Annotated in this window: 2 protein-coding genes; one reads left to right on the top strand and one right to left on the bottom strand. The window is 71.9% G+C overall.

Going from position 1 to position 1,509, the window contains the following annotated elements:
• Positions 1 to 1,159, top strand: a 1,159-nt coding sequence (locus H5J33_RS34930; protein WP_181798667.1) for a benzoate/H(+) symporter BenE family transporter, incomplete at its 5' end; no start/stop codon positions are given.
• A gap of 40 nt (positions 1,160 to 1,199) precedes the next feature.
• Here the strand turns inward: H5J33_RS34930 and H5J33_RS34925 are convergent.
• On the bottom strand, positions 1,200 to 1,509 hold a 310-nt coding region (locus H5J33_RS34925; protein WP_181798666.1), incomplete at its 5' end, for a pectate lyase.

Genomic DNA, 1,509 nt, shown 5'->3' with positions numbered 1-1,509 from the left:
GTCCGCCGTGCTCGCGGGCCTGGTCGCCGTCGTCGTCTCCTACTCCGGGACACTCGTCATCGTGCTCTCGGCGGCCTCGGCCGGACACCTCGACCCCGCGCGGACCACCTCGTGGGTGTGGGCGATCTCCATAGGCAGCGGCCTGACCTGCGGCGGCCTGAGCCTGCGCACCCGGATGCCGGTCATCACCGCCTGGTCCACGCCGGGCGCGGCGCTGCTGGTGACGAGTCTCGGCTCGTACCCCTACGCCGAAGCCGTCGGCGCGTTCCTGATCGCCGGTGCCGTCATCGCGCTGGTCGGGCTGACCGGGGTGTTCGGGTGGCTGATGCGCCAGGTGCCGGCGGCGGTGGTCTCGGCGATGCTGGCGGGCATCCTGTTCGGCTTCGGCACCCATGTCTTCACCTCGCTGAAGACGGCGCCGGTCATCGCCGGATCCGTGCTGCTCGCCTACCTCGTGGCCAAGCGGCTGCTGCCCCGCTACGCCGTGCTCGTCGCGCTCGCCGCGGGGGTGGCCGGCAGCGCGGCGACCTCGCGGCTGCACGTCCGCCTCCACACCATCGAGCTGGCCCGGCCGGTGCTCACCGCCCCCGCGTTCTCCCTCGCCTCGCTCGTCGGCATCGCCGTGCCGCTGATCGTGGCCACCCTGGCCTCGCAGAACGCCCCGGGCATGGCGGTGCTCTCCGCCTCCGGCTACCGGCCCGGGGACCGGCTGCTGATCGGCACCACCGGAGTGGCGTCCACCGTGCTCGCCCCCTTCGGGTCGCACGCGGTCAACCTGGCCGCGATCACCGCCGCGATCTGCACCGGCCCGGAGGCGCACCCCGATCCGCGGCGGCGGTATGTGGCGGGTGTCTCCTGTGGCGCCTGCTATCTGCTGATCGGCGCCTTCGGATCGACGCTGGTGGCCTTCTTCGCCGGTCTGCCCGGGGAACTGGTCGCCGCCGTCGCGGGTGTCGCCCTGTTCGGGGCGCTCGCCGGGGGGCTCACCGGCGCCGTCAAGGAGGAGAAGGACCGCGAGGCCGCGCTGATCACGTTCCTGGCCACCGCCTCCGGCGTCACCCTGTTCGGCATCGGCTCCGCCTTCTGGGGCCTCGTCCTCGGTGTCGCCGCCCACCTCGTCCTGTCGGGGCGCCAGCGCGGGCGGACGGCGGGCGCCTGACCCGTGGCCGGGCCGCCGGCGGCGGCCCGGCCCGCCGGACTCACTTGTACGTGATGTCCGAGGCGGAGTACTTGCAGTAGGTGCCGTCCGGACCCGAGCCGTTGGTGGCCGGTTCGGCGCCGGTGCTGTTGCCGATGTACTTCTGGCAGGGAACGATCTTCTTGCCGGTGTCACCGACGATCGTGATGTTCCGCAGGGTCGCGCTGTCGCCGTAGTTGGTGTTGATGCCGACGAGCTTGTTGCCCTTGTAGGTCGCCTCGATGCCGCTGAGGTTGATCGTCCGCTTGTACTGCGTCTTGCAGTTGCCGCAGGAGCGGGCGAACGTGCCGAAGTTCTTCACCGCGAAGTTC

The sequence above is a fragment of the Streptomyces sp. WELS2 genome (assembly GCF_013870595.1).
In the GTDB taxonomy this organism is placed as follows: Bacteria; Actinomycetota; Actinomycetes; order Streptomycetales; family Streptomycetaceae; genus Streptomyces.
Note: the sequence above shows the minus strand (reverse complement) of the source record. Positions and strands in the feature narration are given on the sequence as shown.